Consider the following 16,169-nt stretch of genomic DNA (forward strand, 5'->3'; position numbering starts at 1 on the left):
CACCGAACTCACAGATCGGCGATGGCGGCCAGTGGTGGGGTGCGGGCGGCCCGGACCGCCGGCCACAGCGCCGCCAGTACGCCCACCACCGCCGAGCCGATCAGCATGTACACCAACTGGTTCCACGGCACCGCGATCTCTTCCAGGCCCAGATCGCGCAGCGTCCGCAGGAATCCCAGGCCCAGACCGAGCCCGAGGATCGCCCCGACCACCGCACCGAATACCGCGATCAACATGGATTCCAGGTAGATCGTGCGCCGGACCTGTGCGCGCTGCGTACCCACGGCACGCAGCATGCCGATCTCCCGGCGCCGTTCCACCACCGACAGGGCCAGCGTATTGACGATGCCGAGGACCGCGATCACCACCGCCAGCGCCAGCAGGCCGTACAGGACGGCCAGCATATTGTTGATCTGTTTCGCTCTCTCACCCTTGAATTCCTCGCGGTTCTGCACCTGGACGATCACGAATTCCTCGGTGGCGCGTTCCAGATCGGTGCGCATGGCCGCCAGATCCGTTCCCGGCCGCGCCTCCACCAGTACCGCGGCGTCGGCGCGCAGGGACACCGGCATGGCCCGCTCGTAGACCGCCGGGGGCACGATGAGCGGCCCCAGTACCTGGGTGTCCGCGTAGACCCCGGCCACGGTCAGCGGGATCTCGGTGCCGTCCAGCGTCTGCACCGTGATCCGGTCACCGGGGCCGGCCCCGTGCTCGTTCGCCTCGTCCTCGCCGAGCAGGATCTCCGAATCGCCGAACGTCGAGGTTCCGCTGATCATCTCGATCTGCACGACCTCGTTCAGCGGCCCGTCCGGTGAGGAGCCGAACTCGTCGTCGTCACCGATCTTCAGCGCCACCCCGCGCAGGGCCACCACCTGGGCGGCCTCGGGCACCTGCGTGCGTACCGCGGCGGCCGCGCCGGCCGGCACACCCATCAGTGGGGGCCCGGCGAGCACGTAATCGGCCTCCATACCCTGATCCACCACCCGGGAGATACTGACCTTCGCCGATTCCCCGAGCATTCCGATGGCGGTGACCAGCATCAGCCCCAGGGTCAGGGCGAAGGCGGTGGCCGCGGTGCGCCGCGGATTACGGATCGCGTTGTTGCGCGCCATCTGCCCGACGGGACCGAAGGGCCGGATCACCCAGCCCAGTCCGGCCAGTACCGGCCGCGACAGGGCGGGCGAAGCGAAGAGGACCGCGAGAATCAGGGCCAGTGCGCCCACGCCGACCACCGCCGCCGCGCCGCCGCCGGTCCGGCGGGCACCCAGCACCACGAAAACCACGCCCACGACCGCGAGGGCCGCGCCCGCGATCGTCCGCGAGCGCAGGGAATCGCCGGCCGAGGCGAACTCCTCGCGCATGGCCTGTACCGGCGGGATCCGGGAGGCGCGGCGCGCGGGTGCGTAGGCACTCACCACGGTCACCAGCAAACCGACCACGAACGCCACCAGGACCGTACGCGGCAGGACGGCCATCCGGCCGGTCGGCAGTCCCAGATCGAAGGCGTTCAGCACCGCGGCGAGCCCGTAGGCGAGAGCGATCCCCGCCAGCAGCCCGAGCACACTGCCGAGTACACCGATGATCAGTGCTTCACCGACGACCGACCGTCCCACCTGCCCACTGCTGGCACCGACCGCCCGCAGCAGCGCCAGTTCGCGCAGACGCTGCGCCACCAGCATCGAGAAGGTGTTGTAGATGATGAAGGTGCCGACGATCAGCGCGATCGCGCCGAATGCCAGCAGGAAATAGTTCAGGAAGTTCAGCGCCTCGGAGAGCTGCGCCTTCATATCCGCGCGTACCTGATCGCCGTTCTGCGATTTGTAGTCCGGATAGAGCATGGCGAGCCGGTCGCGCAGCGTATCGGCGGGTATCCCTTCGGTCGCGATATCGAGATAGGCGATATGGGCGCCGTCGGTGAACAGTTCCCGGGCCTGGCTCTCACTGAACTGCACGCCGATGAACCCACCGGTATCGGCGGCCGGCTCGTAGATACCGGTGAGAGTGACATCGATCGGCGCGCCGTGCGCGGGAACGAGTATCTTGGTGCGCTGCCCCACGGTGAGACCGGCTCGCTCGGCCGCGGTGGTGTTCAGCGCGATCTGTCCCGGTTCGGCCGGGGGTGTTCCGGCGACGAACGGATCCGGTTCGGCGACCGCTCGCTCCGGCGGTACGAATGCCCGGCCCTCGCTGGGCGCGCCACCGGTTTGCACCGCTTTGTCACCGGTGGGGTCGAGCAGCACCACCGTGCCCTCGATCCCCGGCGCCACCGCGCGGACCCCGTCCATGGCGGCGACGGTGTCGGCCACCTCCTGCGGGATTCCCAGCGATTGCCGTTCTTCGGGACTCAACCGCACATCGACGCCCTTGGCCTCGCCGGCGAAGATTCCGTCGAAGGTGCGCTGCAACGTATCGGTGAAAACGAACGAGCCCGCGATGAACGCCGTCCCGAGCACCACCGACAACAGGGTCAGCGCCAGCCGCACCTTGTGCGCGGCCAGATTGCGCAGGGCCACCGTGCGCATGGGATGTGCGGCCACTATTCGCCCCCTGTGGGCCGCGGGGTCCTACGCCCTGGTTCACCCGGTGCGCCGCCGCTGCACGCACGCTGCCGCACCGGGCCTGTGCTGTCTCGCGGGAACATCTCGTATCCGGGCCGGACCGGCGAGCTGCTGTACGGATGACGGCTCACCGGACCTCCAGTGCTTTCATCCGGTCCAGTACCGAGTCGGCGGTGGGATCGCGCATTTCGTCGACGATCTGCCCGTCGGCCAGGAAGACCACCCGATCCGCGTACGCGGCGGCGGTGGGCTCGTGGGTGACGATGACGACCGTCTGGCCGAACTCGTCCACGGCGGCCCGCAGAATGGACAGCACCTCTCCCGAGGAATGGGAGTCCAGGTTACCGGTGGGCTCGTCCCCGAAAATGATCTCCGGTTTGCCGGCCAGCGCCCGCGCGCAGGCCACACGCTGCTGCTGTCCGCCGGAGAGCTCGCTGGGCCGGTGGCCGAGCCGGTCGGTGAGCCCGAGCCGTTCGAGCACGGTGTCCAGCCATTGCGCATCGGGCGCCCGGCCGGCGATATCGAGCGGCAGGGTGATGTTCTCCAGCGCCGTCAACGTCGGCACCAGGTTGAATGCCTGGAAGACGAAGCCGACCCGGTCGCGGCGCAGGGCGGTCATCTGTTTGTCGGAGAGATCGGTGAGTTCGGTATCACCGATACGGACCTGCCCGGAGCTCGCCGCGTCCAGTCCGGCCAGGCAGTGCATGAGCGTCGATTTCCCCGAGCCCGAAGGCCCCATGATGGCGGTGAACTCACCGCGGGCGAAATCGACGGTTACCGCGTCCAGCGCGGTGACCCGGGTATCCCCGGATCCGTAGACCTTGGTCAGTTCGATGGCACCGGCGGCGACGGCGGACGAGGTGCCGGGTGCGGCCGTGTCCGTGTCGACAGCGTGAGCAGTCATGGCTCCAGTCTGTCGGGTGCCGTGCGGTGGCGCCATACGGGATGTCCCTGAGACCGGATATCCCGACAGGAGCCACGGGGTACCCGATACGGATGACCGCCGGTCGTCCCCGCGGCGCCGGGCGACCGAACCCGCGGATGACCGGAGATCGGGGCGGCGGTCGAGACGGTCCGCCCGCGCGCTTCGACCGGCCCGCCGGGGCGGCCCGTACGGGGCCGCGAACGACGAAGCCGCCCGTGGAACGGGCGGCTTCGGGGTTCCGGAGGCCTGCCCACGCGGGCCCTCTCCGTCTTCGGCGTGGATCAGTTCAGCGGAGCCGCCTTCCACCAGTTCAGCATCTCCGGGATGGTGCCGACGATTCCGTCGGTGTACATCAGATACTGCGCCCGCTCCGGATGGTTGGTGAACACCGTGACCATCTTCGGGCCGTCACTGTCGTACTTGTAGTTGGTGTACGTACGGTCGCCGTTGGTGTCGTTGGACTTCTCGGCGGTCGCGGGCAGCTTCTTGACCACGGCTTCCACATCGGCGGCGGATTTGTAGACGTAGATCCGGTAGAACGGGTCGTCGTTGTTGTTACCGCCGTAGCAGCGCCACTGCCAGGCCCAGGTACCGAAATCGGGTTCGCCGTCATCCGGGCTGGGGGTGTAGCCACTGTCGGTTTCCCAGCAGTTCGCGCCGTTGTAGCCGATTTCCTCGGCGGTGGTCGCGGGCACCAGCCGCGGGAACTCCTTGCTGATGGAATCGGCGGTCGCCGGCACCGGAGCGGCAGCGCTCTGGGAGCTGCTGCTACCGGACGCGGTGGTACCGCCGGAGTCGTCACCGCCGCTGGTCGCGAGCGCCACGACACCGATCCCGACGCCGATGAGCACCACCAGACCGAGACAGATCGCCACGATCAGCCCGGTATTCGACTTCGGCGCCTGCGGGCCCTGCTGGAGCGGAGCCATCCCGGGCTGCGGGTAGCTGGTGGGCTGGGTGTAACCGCCCGGCGTCCCGCCCCCGAACGACTGCCCGACCGGGTTCGGATAGGCGTGGGTGGGCCCGTACTGCTGCTGATGCGCATCGCTGCCCATCGCCCCTGCCTGTGGCTGGAAACCGCTGGGGTACGGCTGGCCCTGCTGAGCGCCGCTGGGGTACGGCTGGCCCTGGATACCACTGGCGTAGGGCTGTGCCTGGGTGCCGCTCGGGTACGGCTGGGGCGCCGCGGTACTCGGGTACTGTTGATTCGCGCCGCTGCTGTACGACCCCCCGGGCTGATAGCTCGGCGCCACCGCGGTCGGCGGAGCGGCCAGCGGTATACCGGGAGAGCTGGGCGAGGCCAGCGCCTGTTTGGCCGCCTCGGCGAATTCGCTACACGAGGCGAAGCGGTCGTCGGGCCGTTTGGCCATCGCTTTGGCGAGTACGGCGTCCAGGGCGGGGGACAGCCCCTGCCGGGCCGCGCTCGGCGACGGCGGCGGTGACTGCAGATGCCCCTGGATGACCCCCGCCGGATTGGTGGAGGTGAACGGACCGTTGCCGGTGAGCAGCCAGTACAACGAACAGGCCAGCGAGTACTGGTCCGACCGGTGGTCCAGGTCGGCGCCGGTGAGCTGCTCGGGCGAGGCATAGGCCAGGGTGGCGGTGAAGGTGCCGGTCTGGGTGAGATGTCCGGTGTCGTCGCGTAGGCGGGCGATACCGAAATCGGTGAGATAGACACGTTCCCCGCGGCCACCGGTGGACCGGGCCAGCAGGATGTTGGCCGGTTTCACGTCCCGGTGCATCACCCCCATACCGTGCGCGTAGTCGAGCGCGGCGGCGGTTTCGGCGATGATCTGCACGGCTCGTTCCGGCGGCAGCTTCTGCGGATCCACCGAGGCGGCATCGATACCGTCGATGTACTGCATCGAGATCCACAGCTGTTCGTCTTCGAGCCCGCGATCGTAGACGGTGACGATATTCGGGTGGTCCAGCCGGGCGACCAGATCGGCCTCCCGTTCGAATCTGGCACGCACCTCCTTGTCGAAGAACATCTCCCGGTTCAGCAGCTTCAGCGCCGTCATCCGCGGCAGTCGCGGGTGTTTCGCCAGGTAGACCGAGCCCATCCCACCCCGGCCCAGTTGCCGGTCGATGACATAGCCGGCGAAAACATCGCCGTTGGCCAGCATGTCCACTCCAATTCCCGCCGCGCCACCGGGACCCACCGGCGCGCAAGCGTAGACGAAAAGCGTGACCGGACGTGGTCCGGACACGCGAAATCACCGAAACCATAGCAGCAGTCGATACCGGGCCGACTGTTCTCGCCGTCCGCGTACCCGTCTCCGGACGCGCCTCGGCGCCGGATATCACGCCCGGTCCTCGCCGCTCGGCGGCGGCCGGTGTACCTCCGGTAACGGCGCTGTTCCCCCGGGCCGGCGCCGGAAGGCGGGCAGATCGATCACCGCCGGTTCGGCCGGGCCCGGACGACGCGCGTCGGCGGGGGGCGGATCGCTTCCCCCGCCCACCGGGTACCCGGTGGGCGGTACGGCCGGTCGCCGGCCGCCGGGTGCCGGGCGCGGATCGTTCCCACCGGGAGCGGGCCTGTCGGGGCCGGGCCGCCGGCCGCCCGTCCCCGGCTGCCGGAATTCGGTGGACCGGTACGTAGGGGCATCCTGATCGGGCGCGCGATATCCGCCGGAGGCGTATCCCGGCGTGACCGTGCCCGGCTGCCGGTATTCGGCGGACCGGTGCGGCGGCGCCCCCCGCATCCCGGGCTGCCGGAACTCCCCGGAACCGGGGGCAGGTCCGGGACCGGCCTGCCGTATCGGCGGGCCCGGACGCCGCGGGCCGGGCCGCAACCGGACGCCGGGGCCCCGCCCGCCGCGCCCCGCGCGCAGCGCCTGCTGGGCCGCCACGGCGAATTCGGTGCAGCTGAGGAACCGGTCGGCCGGGTTCTTCGCCAACGCCCGGATCAGTACTTCGTCGAGCGCGGGTGGTAACCCCGGCCGGATGCGGCTCACCCGGGGGATCGGCGCGGTCAGGTGGGCCTGGATGAGTTCGGCGGGATTGTTACCGCGGTACGGGCCGGACCCGGTGAGCAGCCAGAACAGTGTGCAGGCCAGGGAGTACTGGTCGCCACGGTGGTCGAGTTTCGCACCGGTCAGCTGTTCCGGCGCCGCGTACGCCAGCGTCGCGGTGATGGTATCGGCGGCGGCGATGGTGGTTTCGGCATCCCGGACCCCGGCGATGCCGAAATCGGTGAGCAGTACCCGTTCCGGCTGCCCGATGGGCGGTTTGGCGAGCAGGATGTTGCCCGGCTTCACATCCCGGTGCAGTACCCCGTTGGCATGCGCGAAATCCAGTGCGATACCGGTATCGGTGACGATCTGCACCGCTCGCCGCGGATCGAGCACATGCAGGTCCACCAGGGAGGCATCCGATCCCGGCACGTACTGCATCGAGATCCACAGCTGCCTGCCCTCCGCGCCGCGGTCGTAGACGGTGACGATATTGGGGTGTTCCAGGCGGCCGGCCAGTTCGGATTCGCGTTCGAACCGCCGCCGGATCTCCCGGTCGGAGTACAGCTGCGGGTTGAGCAGTTTCAGCGCGACCAGCCGCGGCAACCGCGGATGCCTGGCGAGGAAGACCATCCCCATACCGCCGACCCCCAGCCGGCGCCGGATCGCATAGCCCGCGAAGTCGTCACCAGGTTCGAGCATCGCCGAATTCCCCCTCGTCGGGTCGTACACGATTCTTCCGGTGTATCTTCCCGCACCGCCCGGGCGCAACACGAGGCCTGGTTGTCGTTCGGTGCCGATAGTCTGACCTCATGCGCATTGGAGCACACGTCCGCACGGACAGCGACCCGATCGGGTACGGCGAGCGGCTCGGCGCCGATGTCGTACAGCTGTTCGTGGTGGACCCGCAGAGCTGGGACAAACCCCAGCCGCATCCGGCCACCGAACAGATCCTGGCCAGCCCGATCGATGTGGTGGTGCACTCCTCGTACCAGATCAACGTGGCCAGTACGAACAACCGGCTGCGGATGCCTTCGCGTAACGCGGTGGCCCTGCAGGCCCGGGCCGCCGCCGATCTCGGCGCGTTCGGCCTGGTGGTACACGGTGGGCATGTGCGCTCCGACGACGAGATGGAGGCCGGGTTCGTCAACTGGCGCAAGCTTTTCGAACGCCAGCAGGACAAGGGCGGTTTCGCGGTACCGATCCTGATCGAGAACACCGCGGGTGGAAACCACGCCATGGCACGGCATTTCGATACCATCGCCCGGCTCTGGGACGCCGTCGGCGACTACGGGGCCGGATTCTGCCTGGACACCTGCCATGCCTGGGCCGGCGGGGAAGACCTGGTCGGCGCGGTGGAACGGATTCGGGCGATCACCGGCCGGATCGATCTGGTGCATCTGAACTCTTCCCGGGACGCCTTCGATTCCGGTGCCGACCGGCACGCCAATTTCGCCACCGGCACCATAGATCCCGAACTGCTCGCCGAGGTGTGCCGCACCGCCGACGCCCCGGTGGTGCTGGAGACCCCGGCCGAGGGGCTGGCCGACGATCTGGCCTATCTGCGCGAGAAGTTGGGGTGACGACCGCGGCGTTGTGATCAACGCGACCGCAAACCTGGTCGGCCCGCGGGGTCGATGGTGTGCTCCAGAGAGCGATACACCATCCGCTCTCGACCCCGTGAGGTGCACCATGTCATCCGAAAAGATCACTCCCGCCGCTCTTCCCACCGTTGCCCGCCTCGGGTCCCGGATCGGCGCGCGGATCGAGGGGGTACGCCTGAGCGGCGATCTGGGTCCCGCCGTGGTGGAGGCCGTACGCAAGGCGCTGGTGGAACACAAGGTGATCTTCTTCCGCGGTCAGGACCACCTCACCGAGGACGGTCAGTACGAGTTCGCGCGACTGCTCGGCAGCCCGACCACCCCCCATCCGACGGTCACCTCGCACGGCGACAAAACCCTGGCCATCGACTCCGAGTACGGCAGCGCCAACAGCTGGCACACCGATGTGACGTTCGTGGACCGGGTTCCGAAGGCCTCGATCCTGCGGGCGGTCGTCCTGCCCCCGTACGGTGGTTCCACCACCTGGGCGTCCACCGTCGCCGCCTATGAATCGCTGCCCGCCCCGCTGCGGCAACTGGCCGAGAACCTGCGCGCGGTGCACACCAACGTCTACGACTATGTGGGCCGGCACGGTGAACAGCCGGACGGTAAGGCCCGGGAGCACCGGGCCGAGTTCGAGTCGACCCTGTACGAAACCGAGCATCCCGTGGTGCGGGTCCATCCGGAGAGCGGGGAGCGTGCCCTGCTGCTCGGTCATTTCGTGCGGAATTTCGCCGGTTTCTCGTCCACCGAATCACAGACCCTGTTCCAGCTCCTGCAAGACCGCGTGACCAGGCTGGAGAACACGGTGCGCTGGAACTGGGAACCGGGTGATGTGGCGATCTGGGACAACCGCGCCACCCAGCACTACGCGGTGAACGATTACGACAACCGGCCGCGCCGCCTCACCCGGATCACCCTCGCCGGTGATATCCCGGTGGGTGTCGACGGCCGCCCCAGCACGGTGCTCACCGGGAACGCCGAGCACTATTCGGTGGTCGAGCAGCCGCGGCGCCTGGCCTCCTGAGCTGCCGGTGCGCATCGGCGCGCCGCCGCCGTGCGGCCGTGCCCGCCGGTGCGCACCGTGCTCGTGCGGGTGCCGGGTAAGCCCCGGGTGCGCACGGCATCGGGGGTATCAGCCAGACTGAGCCTATGAGCACGTGGCCACCGACAGGTTCGCCCAGCGCGGCACCGGGCGTTTCCGGGGCCGGCCCGGACAGTAACGAAAACCCCCGTTCGCAGCGTTGTACAGCGGTGACGAGAACTACCGCAGCCACCCCCGCCACCCCGCAGCACGGCCCGGGGGCCGCCTGGTGAGGCGGCGTCGTACCGCCCGTGGTCCCCGTGGACGCAGCCGGGCCGAATTGCGCGCCCCCGCGCACCGGCGCCCCACCGTGCACCCGAACCCGGCGGCACCCACGGACAAACCGTGCGGCGGGGTCATGTGCGTACGCCCCGGCCCGTCCCGGCCGGAGGATTCCGCCTAGACGGGCGGTCCCCCATCGCGACCGGCCGGCGACGGCCGGTCGCGATGCCGGGGTACGCCGACGGCAACCTGGGGAGTACCCGGCCATGCTGATGACCCGGCCTCGCTTCCTGCTGTCCGATCATCTCTTCTACAACTCGATCCACCCTTCCTGGATCGGGGCGGTCTCGGCGGCTGCCGTAGGCTTCGTTTCGGCCATGGGTATCCCGATCTCTCGGGCACCTACGATTTCCCCGGGCCAGTTCTCGCCGGTGATCTTGCCCTCGGTGCGTATCTCCATCAGCCGGTCGAGGGCACCGTCGACAGCCTTATCGCTCAGACCGGTATCCAGCAGGGCGGTCCGCAGCTCGTCCATATCGAGGGCGCGCACACTGTCCACGACCTCCGCGCTGAGCTCCTTGTCACGAAATTCCCTGACGAAATCGGATCGTATACCGAACCGGGAATCGGGTGATTCGGGAAACGCGAACGCGTGGTCGATAGCGACGATATCCCCGTGGCTATCGGTACGGTAGTTGCCCCAATGGCGGTCGGTGTTGCCGATGACATAGTCGAGAACTGCCATCTGTTCACGCTGCACCTGCGGGTATTTTTTGTTCGGGCGTAGCCATTCATCGTATATGGCGGCTCGCTCTTCGCCCGACAACGTGTTGTCCCACACCTCGTCCGCGGCCTTCCGCTCTTCTTTTGTGCGCCGGTTCCACTCCGCCGCCGCATGACCGGGTGATGAGGGGATCCACATCTGATTCGACCCGGGGCCGTACGGGCCCTTCTCGACGAGCGTGGTAGGGGGCACGCGACCGAACCCGAGGGCCTCGTCCACCCGGTAGGCAGCGGTCTCCCGCGCCGCGTGCTGCCCGTAACCGCGAGGGATCCCGTAGCGCACCGGATGGATGCTGTCCGGGTCGATCAAAGTCTCCAGATAGGAGGGTTTGTAGATAGTGCGGACGCCCCCGGGGGAGCGTCCCATGAAGCTGGAACCGACGCCCTGCTGGATCCGCGCCGGTTTGTCGAGGCTCAATGTGCGCAGTGCGCGCTCCGCGGCACTCGGCTGGTACGCCCGCTCGATCTGCTGTCCACCGCGCCGGGCGGCCTCGGACAACTGCTCCGTAGCACGGAGATTGTGCAGGAACAGGTGATAACTCCGCGCCACAGCCCCGGAGAGCTGATCGGCCATACCGTCGGTGATCCGGCGGAGCACGTCGAAAATCCTGCTGTCCAGACGAACCTCCGCACACATTCGGCCATGAGAACGACTCACGGCAGCTCACCTGTGGCCGGATCGAACGCGCCCACCTTCGGCACCCCGGCGATCACCACCTGTACCCGGTCCGCTCTGTCGCATCCCTCGCTCGGCACCCGTCGGGACAATAGCACCGTAGCTCCCTCGGTCCCGCTGATTGCGGTTGAGCCCGATCAACCGGTCGGCAGTATTCGGCGAACCTTCCGTATCCGGCCGGTACCACCCCGGCTCCGTCGGGGACCTCCCGGAACCCTCGTCAGCGCATTCCCGGCATACCGGCGAAGATGATCTCGAAGACGGTGGGGTGGTTCCGGTGGATACGGGTGGACGGGACGAACGGGTTGACCTCGGAGGTATCCGTCACCACATAGTCGGCGTGGCTGCCCGGGACACGGTCCAGCACGCCTTGGCAGCGCGGCCCACCGGTGGCGTTCACCTTCGGTAGATCGTTGGGGTACTCGTAGGCTTCCGCGCCGTACATGAAGCTCGCGTTGAACGACGCCCCAGGATTGCGGCCGCCGAACAGGTCCTCGGCCAGCGGCATGGCCTCGGCGATACCGCGCACCACGCAGTACAGCGCGGGTTTGTAGGTATCGAGCAGTTCAGTGGTGGGGCGGAGCAGGTCCAGGGCGGTGTCCAGGTTCTGCTCGTTCTCCCCCAGCACCGCGCCGGTGGTATCGGCCAGGCCGATGGTCTCCAGCAGCAGCGTGTCGAAGTTCTGTTCGTTGTCGGTGAGGGTGTCGCTGAGCGCGGTCGCGTTGTCCACCGTGCGCAGCAGGCCGGGGGCGGTATCGGCATAGAGGTTCGTGACCGCGGCGCCGGCCCGGAAATCGTGGCGCAGCGCGGGCAGGGAGGGATTGATCTCGCGTAGCAGCCGGTCCGCGTTCACCAGCAGCTCGCCCAGTTGCGCGCCGCGCCCCTGCAGCGCGGTACCGAGTGCGGTGAGAGTCGCGTTGAGTTTCGCGGGTTCCACCATGTTCAGCACCTCGGTGAGGTGTTCGAACAGCGTATTGAATTCGACCGTCACCGATTCACCGCGTAGCACCTGGCCGGGTTGCAGTCGGCCGGCGGGCCGGGCCGGTTCGACGAAGTTCACGTATTTGGCGCCGAAGACCGTGGTGGAGCGGATATCCACTGCGGCGTTGCCCGGTACGAGACGCATGAGGTCGGGGTCCAGCTCGAGTTCGAGCCGCACCTGCCCGTTCTCCGACTCCACGGTGCCGACCCGGCCGATTCTCGCGCCTCGGAATTTCACCGCGGCGTCGGGGTCCAGCACCAGGCCGCTGCGCGGGACCAGGATCGCCACCTGCTTTTCCGGCGTGAAACCACCGAAGAACATGGTGAGGGAGAGGCCCACTGCCAGGACCAGGGCCAGCACCATGCCCAGCGCGGCGAGTTTGTACCGCACGGCCCGCCAGACCGTGTGCAGTGTCGTGTGCCGATCGGACCGGTTGTGCATCGGTACCACCACTCACCTGCCTCGTACGGTGGGCACCTCGCCGTACCACACCGAACCGGATTTATGTCCAGACAGTTGTCCATGTTATGGAGGTGGCAATCCGGCCGGGTGGTTTTCCCCGATTGCGTCCGGATTCCGCCGTATACCACCATTTACGCAGGTAGAAAGCGAAAAAGGCCCGCTCACCGAGTGAGCGGGCCTCGATCATAAGCCGTTACGGCACGGACTACAGGGCTTTTTCGATGGCCGCGACGAGCGTGTCGGCATCGGGAGTGACAGTGGGGCGGAAACGTCCCACCACCACCCCGTCTCGCCCGATCAGGAACTTCTCGAAGTTCCACTGCACATCACCGGCGGCGCCCTCGGCATCGGGAGTATCGATGATCTCCCGGTACAGCGGGTGCCGGTTCTCGCCGTTCACATCCGCTTTTTCGAGCAGCGGGAAATCCACCCCGTAGGTGGTGGAACAGAACTCCGCGATCTCCTCGGCACTACCCGGCTCCTGCCCCATGAACTGGTTGCACGGGAACCCGACCACGCTGAAACCGCGGTCGCCGTAGGTGTTCTGCAATTCGACCAGCCCGGTGTACTGCGGCGTCAGCCCACATTTCGACGCGACATTGACCAGCAGAACGACCCGGTCGCCCACCAGATCACCGAGCGTGGAAGCCGATCCGGACAGCGTGTTCACCGGAATATCTCGGACGTTCATTCGTAGCGCACCTGCCAACTCTTGATCCCGTTGATCCACCCCGATCGCAACCGTACCGGATCGGATACCGATTCCAGGCCGGGCATGGCCTCGGCGATGGCGTTGAACATCAGGTCGATTTCCAGCCGCGCCAGGTTCGCGCCGACGCAGTAGTGGGTGCCGGTGCCCCCGAATCCGACGTGCGGGTTGGGGTCGCGCAGGATATCGAAGGTGAAGGGGTCGGTGAAACCGTCCTCGTCGAAATTGGCCGAACTGTAGAACAGTCCGAGCCGCTGCCCCTTCTTGATCTCCTGGCCGCCCAGGACATGATCCGCGGTGGCGGTGCGCTGGAAGGCCGTGACCGGGGTGGCCCAGCGCACGATCTCGTCCGGCGCGGTACGCGGGCGCTGCTGCCGGTACAGCTCCCACTGCTCCGGATGGTCCACGAACGCTTTCATACCGTGGGTGATGGCGTTACGGGTGGTTTCGTTACCGGCGACGGCGAGCAGGATGACGAAGAAACCGAATTCGTCGGAGGCCAGGCCCTCCCCGTCCACATCCGCGTTCACCAGCTGGGTGACGATATCGTCGGTGGGACAGGTCCGCCGCTGCTCGGCCATGTTCCAGGCGTAACCGAGGATCTCCGCCGAGGCCACGGTCGGATCACCGTATTCGGGATCGTCGTAGTTGAGCATCTGGTTCGACCAGTCGAACACCTTGCGCCGATCCGCCTGGGGCACCCCGAGGAGTTCGGCGATCGCCTGGAGGGGCAGTTCACAGGCGATTTGGGTGACGAAATCCCCACCGCCGGTCTTCTTCGCCTCGTGCACGATCCGATGCGCGCGATCGGTGAGCGCCGCCCGCAACCCTTCCACCGCCCGGGGCGTGAACCCCTTGGAGATGATCCGCCGCACCTTGGAATGTTTCGGCGGGTCCATGTTCACCAGCAGTGCACCGGTGAGCTGCATCTGGTCGGGGGTGATATCGCCGGGCAGCCGGACGATGGCCCCCTTCTGCTGGGACGAGTACAGCTCCGGATTCCGGGAGAGTTCCTTGACGTCCGCCAGCTTGCTGACCACCCAGTATCCGCCATCGTTGAAACCACCCGAGGTCTCATCCGGTTGCGCGTTCCACCAGACCGGTGCGGTCCGCCGGAGCAGCGCGAATTCTTCGACGGGGCTGCGGTCGGCCCACAGTGCGGGATCGGTGAAGTCGAAACCCGGCGGCAGTGCTGTTGTCATCTAGGAATCCTTCCCTTCCTCCGGAAGCGGCCGTAGCGGGGCTTCCGGCTGCACTTCGACCAGCACCAGATGCGCGCCGCGCGGGGTGCCGACGACCGTCGAGACCGCACGGGCCAGATCCGTGGCCCGCAACATGTACGGATGCCGCGCGAATCCCCAGGTCTGCCAGGACTCCAGCAGGGGCCCCACGACCTCGGGCGAGGCATTCATTCCCATCCCGGTCACGGTGGGGCCGGGCCGGACCAGCGAGGCCCGGATACCGGTGCCCTCGAGTTCCATCCGCAACTGCGCCACCATGGCCTCCACCCCGGCCTTGGCCGCGCTGTAGGCACCGTTCCACGGGCGCGGTGCCGGGGCGCAATCGGAGCTGATCAGTACCACGTCGCCACGGCGGCGTCCGACCATGCCGGGCAGTACCGCGCGCGCCATCCGGTGGGCACCGATCAGGTGGATCTGCACCTGGTGGGCGAAGTCAGCGGGGTCCATCTCCTGGAGGAGAGCGAACTCGATATCGCCGGCACCGGAGACCAGGATTTCGGCCGGTCCGATCGCCGCCTCGGCCGCGGCCACGAACTCGTCGACCGAGGACTGGTCGGTGACATCGAGCCGGTGCGCGAATGCCGTTCCGCCGTCGGCGCGGATCTTGCCGGCCAGCTCCTCCAGAAGCTCCACCCGGCGCGCGCCGAGCGCCACCGGATGTCCGTGGGCGGCCAGCTCCACCGCCGTGGCGGCGCCGATCCCGGAGGAGGCACCGGCGACGATGGTGGGCCGCTTCTCGGGGTGGGGGTCGAACCGGGGCATCTACCGCACCTCCACGGAGATCGGGAGCCTGGCGAAGCCCCGTACGTTGCTCGAGTGCACGCGTTCGATACCGTCCTCGCGCACCTGGTAGGACGCGACGCGCGCGGCGAATTCGCGCAGCGCCACCGTGGCTTCCAGCCGGGCCAGGTGAGCGCCGAGGCAGAAATGCACACCGGCGCCGAAGCTGGCGAGATTACCTTTCCGGGAACGGTCCAGATCGTAGGTGTCGGGATCGTCGAAGGCCTCGGCGTCGCGGTTGGCCGAGCCGATCAGCAGGAGCACCTTGGATTCGGCGGGAATCACCCCGCCGTGGTATTCGAGGTCCTCGGTCGCGGTCCGGGCGACGATCTGGCTGGAGGTGTCGTAGCGCAGGGTTTCCTCGACCCAGTCCGGGACCCGCTCCTGGTCGGCGGCGACCTTGGCGTACTCACCGGGGTTGCGGCCGGCCCAGTACAAGGCGTTGCCGAGCAGTTTGGTGGTGGTCTCGTTACCCGCGACCACCATCAGGAACATGAATCCGATGATTTCGTCGTCGGTGAGCACATCGCCGTCGATTTCGGCGTCGAGCAGCGCCGAGGTGAGGTCGTCGGTCCGGGCGGCGCGGCGTTCGGCGACCATGTTCGAGTAGTAGACCACCAAATTCAGCGAGGCCTCGATCGCCGCGTCCGGTACATCGGTCACGCCGTCCTCGCGGTGCATGACCAGATCGGCCATGCGGCGGATCTCGGCACGATCGGCGGGCGGTACACCCATCATGTCGGAGATGACGTCCATGGGCAGTTTGCCGGCGAAATCCTCGATCCAGTCGAATTCCCCGCGTGCCAGGGCCGGCTCCAGGTACTCGAGGGTCAGTTCCCGGATACGTGTCTCCATATCCGCCACCCGCTTGGGGGTGAATCCCTTGAACACCAGGCGCCGCATCCGCATATGCCGGGGATCGTCCATGGCCAGGAACGACATGGTGCGATGGGCGTTCGGTCCCCAGGCGGCGGGGTCGAGCGATACCCCGTTGGCGTTGGAGAGCCGGGCGGCGTCGCGGAAGCCGTTCATCACGTCGGCGTGCCGGGACAGGGCGTAGAAGCCGAGCTCCGCGTTGTAGTACAGCGGTGCCTCCGCGCGCAGCCGAGCGTACGTCGGGTACGGATCCTCGTGGAAGGCGTAGTCGTACGGATCGAACGTCACCGGCTCCAACGATGCGGCCGTCATCGGA

12 protein-coding genes are annotated in these 16,169 nt (G+C 67.8%); 2 read left to right on the forward strand and 10 right to left on the reverse strand.

The annotated features are described in order from the left end of the window. Nucleotides 1-8: 8 nt before the first annotated feature. The 4 genes from ACYR7D_RS01035 to ACYR7D_RS01050 all read right to left on the reverse strand — a co-directional run bounded on the left by ACYR7D_RS01035 (nt 9) and on the right by ACYR7D_RS01050 (nt 7,139). On the reverse strand, nt 9-2,522 hold the full coding sequence (locus ACYR7D_RS01035; protein ID WP_459549957.1) for an ABC transporter permease: 2,514 nt from the start codon (nt 2,520-2,522) through the stop codon (nt 9-11). Nucleotides 2,523-2,685: 163 nt separating this feature from the next. Next, nucleotides 2,686-3,462: an ABC transporter ATP-binding protein gene (locus ACYR7D_RS01040; protein WP_459547756.1), complete on the reverse strand. Its 777-nt coding sequence runs from the start codon at nt 3,460-3,462 to the stop codon at nt 2,686-2,688. A 302-nt stretch (nt 3,463-3,764) separates the two neighbouring features. Continuing rightward, nucleotides 3,765-5,693 carry a serine/threonine-protein kinase gene (locus ACYR7D_RS01045; RefSeq protein WP_459547757.1) on the reverse strand — a complete coding sequence of 643 codons (1,929 nt, stop codon included), beginning with the start codon at nt 5,691-5,693 and terminating at the stop codon, nt 3,765-3,767. Nucleotides 5,694-5,786: 93 nt separating this feature from the next. Beyond that, nucleotides 5,787-7,139, reverse strand: a complete 1,353-nt coding sequence (locus ACYR7D_RS01050; protein WP_459547758.1) for a serine/threonine-protein kinase — start codon at nt 7,137-7,139, stop codon at nt 5,787-5,789. Between the two features lie 110 nt (nt 7,140-7,249). Here ACYR7D_RS01050 and ACYR7D_RS01055 point away from each other — a divergent pair, with 110 nt between their 5' ends. Together ACYR7D_RS01055 and ACYR7D_RS01060 are read left to right on the forward strand one after the other, a co-directional pair. After that, a complete protein-coding gene (locus tag ACYR7D_RS01055; RefSeq protein WP_459547759.1) occupies nt 7,250-8,020 on the forward strand; it encodes a deoxyribonuclease IV in 771 nt (256 codons plus the stop codon). Nucleotides 8,021-8,129: 109 nt separating this feature from the next. Beyond that, nucleotides 8,130-9,065: a TauD/TfdA dioxygenase family protein gene (locus ACYR7D_RS01060; RefSeq protein ID WP_459547760.1), complete on the forward strand. Its 936-nt coding sequence runs from the start codon at nt 8,130-8,132 to the stop codon at nt 9,063-9,065. 589 nt (nt 9,066-9,654) lie between these two features. On the opposite strand, the gene ACYR7D_RS01065 is transcribed toward ACYR7D_RS01060, so the two are convergent. The 6 genes from ACYR7D_RS01065 to ACYR7D_RS01090 form a co-directional block, all read right to left on the reverse strand. Then, on the reverse strand, nt 9,655-10,764 hold the full coding sequence (locus tag ACYR7D_RS01065) for a protein kinase family protein (RefSeq protein WP_459547761.1): 1,110 nt from the start codon (nt 10,762-10,764) through the stop codon (nt 9,655-9,657). 259 nt (nt 10,765-11,023) lie between these two features. After that, nucleotides 11,024-12,226, reverse strand: coding sequence for an MCE family protein (locus ACYR7D_RS01070; protein ID WP_459547762.1), 1,203 nt, complete (start codon nt 12,224-12,226; stop codon nt 11,024-11,026). 226 nt (nt 12,227-12,452) lie between these two features. After that, nucleotides 12,453-12,938, reverse strand: coding sequence for a glutathione peroxidase (locus ACYR7D_RS01075; RefSeq protein WP_459547763.1), 486 nt, complete (start codon nt 12,936-12,938; stop codon nt 12,453-12,455). Continuing rightward, nucleotides 12,935-14,158 (reverse strand): cytochrome P450, encoded by a 1,224-nt coding sequence (locus ACYR7D_RS01080; protein ID WP_459547764.1) that lies wholly within the window; start codon nt 14,156-14,158, stop codon nt 12,935-12,937. The genes ACYR7D_RS01075 and ACYR7D_RS01080 overlap by 4 nt, the downstream gene beginning before the upstream one ends. Beyond that, entirely contained in the window at nt 14,159-14,959 is an 801-nt protein-coding gene (locus ACYR7D_RS01085; protein ID WP_459547765.1) for an SDR family oxidoreductase, read from the reverse strand. It lies immediately after the preceding gene. Then, nucleotides 14,960-16,165: a cytochrome P450 gene (locus tag ACYR7D_RS01090; RefSeq protein WP_459547766.1), complete on the reverse strand. Its 1,206-nt coding sequence runs from the start codon at nt 16,163-16,165 to the stop codon at nt 14,960-14,962. Between the last annotated feature and the right edge of the window lie 4 nt (nt 16,166-16,169).

The organism is Nocardia sp. X0981, from assembly GCF_977089955.1.